The organism is Aliivibrio sp. SR45-2 (assembly GCF_963890165.1).
GTDB lineage: Bacteria > Pseudomonadota > Gammaproteobacteria > Enterobacterales > Vibrionaceae > Aliivibrio > Aliivibrio salmonicida.
In genome coordinates this window covers 1-4,125 of sequence record NZ_CAWPRC010000005.1, presented here as the reverse complement: position 1 = coordinate 4,125, position 4,125 = coordinate 1, and the positions used below count along the sequence as shown (strand labels likewise).

Genomic DNA, 4,125 nt, shown 5'->3' with positions numbered 1-4,125 from the left:
AGAAAAGTTAGGTAACTCTAGAAAATAAAACATACTTTTCGCATGAGTAATATTGGCATACTTTTTAGTTTGATTCGTTTTCAAGCGCGAGGTTGGATCTGATCGCATATTCTTTAACCAAAATAGAAACCTTATGTATTACTGATATTATTTAGCCATAAATTCAATAAGTTATTGATTATTTTGTTATTTATGGGTGAAGGTTAAGAGTCATGAAACAAAATGCTAACCAAGAAAAATTTGAACTTGATATAGCAACAATAGATTTACCGCTGCAAGTTTATGAATTCTCTGGAGAAGAAAAACTAGGGGAGGATTATTATTTCGATATTACCTTTATTTGTGAAGATCCTGATGTAGATCTTGCCGCATGGCTACAACTACCAGCACGACTTTCGTTGCATCATAATAATGATAAAACCCCAAGGTATGTTCATGGCATCATTGAGTTCATAGAGCAGTTAGCCACTTCGTTTCGTTACAGTACCTACAAACTTAAATTAACGCCCATTTTTAACTTATTAAGTTATAGAACGCATTTTCGAATCTTCCAGAAACAAACTATCCCAGATATTATTACCGCTGTATATCAAGATGCAGGGATACAAAACAATCATTTTTCTATGGAGCTTTTTAGTCCGCATTTATCCCGAGAATACTGTGTGCAATATGGTGAAACAGATCATGCTTTTATTAAGCGTCTTATGGCTGAAGAGGGCTTGGTTTCATTTTTTGAACACTTGGAAGTGAATTCAACACTTATTATTTCTGATGGTTCTGAAGTTTATACAGAACTTCCTCCATTACGTGTGGTTTCTGAAAGTGGTATGGCCAAAGAGAGAGACACGATTATGTCTCTTGTTAAAAAGCAGAAAGTAAATACTGGTAAGGTCTCAATACGTGATTATGTATTTGAAAGACCGAAGTACTCGTTATCAGAAGCGGTAGACCACATTAATGGAACTGACGAAACGAGTGAATCACCATTAGAGCAGTACTCTTACCAACCAATTCATGCCTTTTCTCTCGATGATAGAAAGCATGCTATCAAAGAACAAATAAAACTAAAATTAGATCAACAAAGATCGATGTCTTTAGAGTTAATAGGTATCAGCGATAGCGCTCAATTACGTGTCGGTTATTTTCAGCCAATTCAATATTATACGAATGAATCATGGAATAGCACATGGTTATTAATAACAGTAAAGCATGAGGGTAAACAACCTCAGGTATTAGAAGAATTGGCCGATGGGGTCTCAAATTATAAGGCCGAATTTACGTGTATTCCTTGGATGACGTCTTTTAAATTGACTGCACAAGCTAAGCCTCGCATTAAAAACATTGATACTGCTATTGTTACTGGTCCAAAGAATGAAGAGATTTATTGTGATGAATTTGGTCGAGTTAAAGTGCAATTCCATTGGGATCGAAATGGACAAAGGAATGAGCCCACAAGTTGCTGGGTAAGGACATCTCAAGGTTGGGCTGGAAATCAGTATGGCCAATTTGTATTGCCTAGAGTTGGGCACGAAGTGCTCGTTACTTTTTTACAAGGAGATCCAGACAAACCATTAATTACGGGCTCTCTTTATAACGGAGACAATAAGCCACCGTATGCATTACCTGAGCATAAAACAAGAAGTACGTTTAAGACATCGAGTTCTATCGGTGGCGATAACTTTAATGAATTACGTTTTGAAGATAAAAAAGATAACGAACATATTTATATTCACGCTGCAAAAGATCTAGATATTCAAATTAAAAATAATCAAACCACAGAAGTCTTCAAGGATGATCATAAAGTCATACATCAAAATCAATTCGTTGAAATCAAAAAAGACAGCCATCGTACCGTTAATGGTGACCAATTTACCTCGATAAAAAAAGACACACATCAGCAAATATTAGGATCTGAATACGGTAAAGTGAGAGAAAAAAAGCTGATAGACATAGGCAGCGAGTTACATATTGATGTTGGTAATAAAATCATTTTAGAGGCAGGGACAGAGTTCACGATCTCTGCCGGTGGAAGTACATTAAAAGTAGATCCTGCCGGAGTTCATTTACTTGGGGCTGCTATTAATTTAAACGCAGGAGGAAGTGCAGGAAGCGGCAGTGGATATGCGGGTATTACAGCAACCCAACCCGTCATGAAGCAGAATGAAATGACAGGCAGTGTGGCTGAAACCGCAACAACCTCTGAACATACAAGAAGTAAAATTGATACGCCTCATCAGATAGAGGCATTTAAAACATCGGATCCGGTGTGTGAGGAGTGCGAACAAGAGCAGGGGCAAGAATGATGAAATCTACGTTCTTTGATACTTTGAATATTGATGACTTCACCTCCTTTTATTTGATGCTAGACACAAGTCAGAGTGTTGACGTATTAAAAGAATTATATCAATTAGATACAGTAGTAGAGCAAGAACCGCTGTATTTGTATGACCCTTGGGATGATTTGATATCTGTCTCTCCCTATTTAGTCAAAGCAACTCCGGATATTGCACAGTGGTTTGAAAGCCAACGTGGTCAGCTAGACGGTTTCTTATTCAGTTCGGCGTTAGATCTAGAAAGCCTTGCAGAACATTTTAGAGGTTTGATTAAGGTTCAATCGCCTTACGGTTCATCCATCATATTGAAATTAGCGCATTCAGGTTGTGCCAATGTTTTATTCTCAACAGGAACAGATTGGTATTGGCAACACATTAATGAAGTTTGGCTTCCATATAAAAAGGGATGGGTCCATTACTTATCGCCTTGCACTGAGATGAAAAGCGAGAAACCTTATCGTTTAACGGACGAACAATGGCAAGCGTTAGGAGAGTTAGCGACTGAAAATGCCTATGCCTATGTACTTAATCATGTGGAATATTTCTTCCCACATTGTTTAGAGGGCGTGATAGATAAACAAAAATGGATTCAGTATTGGTTCGATGCCGCTTATAGCAGAGGCTTTCAAAATGAGACTGAAGTCTGTCTATTTATGAATGTGATGGGATATTTAGGAAAAGAAGCGATCACAACCGATAAATACCCAAAAATCACCAAATTGATCTATCAAACATCACAGCAAACCCCAGAACAAAGAATCAAACAAGCGGCGGATTTAGCCTATCAATATCGTCACTCTATGCAAAAGGATTTACAAGAATGAGCGAAGCAAACAATGCAGCCATGTGTGGCAGTAAAAAAGATGCGAAGAACCCAGTTGGGGCCTGCCCTGTAAAGTTTGGCGTTATTGATATCATTCCGGTTCGTTATGCGATTGATGATATGGATAATGAAGAAAAAGAGCAGAAACACCCATTACTTGATACCCATAAAGGTCACGGCTTTTTTGATGTTGCTCATTCAAAATATACATTAAGACAATTAAGAGACGGTTGGCTTTACGTTTATAGCAATAAAGACAAAACTTTTCATGAATATCAGGTCAAAGGCACTCAATTCATTAAGATTGATTGGGGCTCAAATGAAGCCGATAAAGCACCAGAAAAGAGGGGGCAAGCAGGAGAGAGTAAAAGCTGCTTGTCTTACTCTAAGAATGACACGCTGATGATTTCATTTTCTCACCAACGTTGGACATGGCGCTTATGTGAGCACATGCGCTCAAATACTCAGTGCCGAAACGAATGGATGCGAACTGTCGACTTAAAAACCTATTCAAACACATTAGAAATAGAACACGGTGGTGGCATGCGTGATTTTGTCCATGCTGTTGCTGATATTGGTACACCAAAACCCTCTGATACCTTGTTTGGAATAACATGTTCCCCATTAAAAGACGATGATCCCTCTGATGATGAGTTTCATCTCGCTACCCATAAGAAAACCGTATTAGAAACCGATTATCAATGTGATTTATTAGAAAAGAACAGCGCTTTGTATATCGCATTGGATGATCAGTTGGCTGATATAACGGATCTGTTTTTGAAGTTGTCGAGTGAAGTGGCAGAGAAAGCGGCAATTATGGGAGATGAAGATAAACAATATAAACTTCAAATGGCGGAATTGACTCGAACCTTAGGACGAGTAAGGCTTGATGAAAATGAATTACCTAAAGAGATAAGAGAAGATCCAATTAGCATATTTCAGTTTGAAAAAGAAATAACTGATTATTTG

General features: G+C 37.9%; 3 protein-coding genes. All 3 read left to right on the top strand.

Translation table 11 applies throughout. The features are described from left to right. Positions 1-212 precede the first annotated feature (212 nt). A complete protein-coding gene (gene tssI, locus AACV33_RS00100) occupies positions 213-2,303 on the top strand; it encodes a type VI secretion system tip protein TssI/VgrG (protein WP_182700638.1) in 2,091 nt (696 codons plus the stop codon). Then, positions 2,300-3,157 carry a DUF4123 domain-containing protein gene (locus AACV33_RS00095; RefSeq protein WP_255458655.1) on the top strand — a complete coding sequence of 286 codons (858 nt, stop codon included), beginning with the start codon at positions 2,300-2,302 and terminating at the stop codon, positions 3,155-3,157. Before tssI ends, AACV33_RS00095 begins: the two co-directional genes overlap by 4 nt. Further along, positions 3,154-4,125: toxin VasX (locus tag AACV33_RS00090; protein WP_339379712.1), on the top strand; the 972-nt coding region annotated here is incomplete at its 3' end. The genes AACV33_RS00095 and AACV33_RS00090, both read left to right, overlap by 4 nt.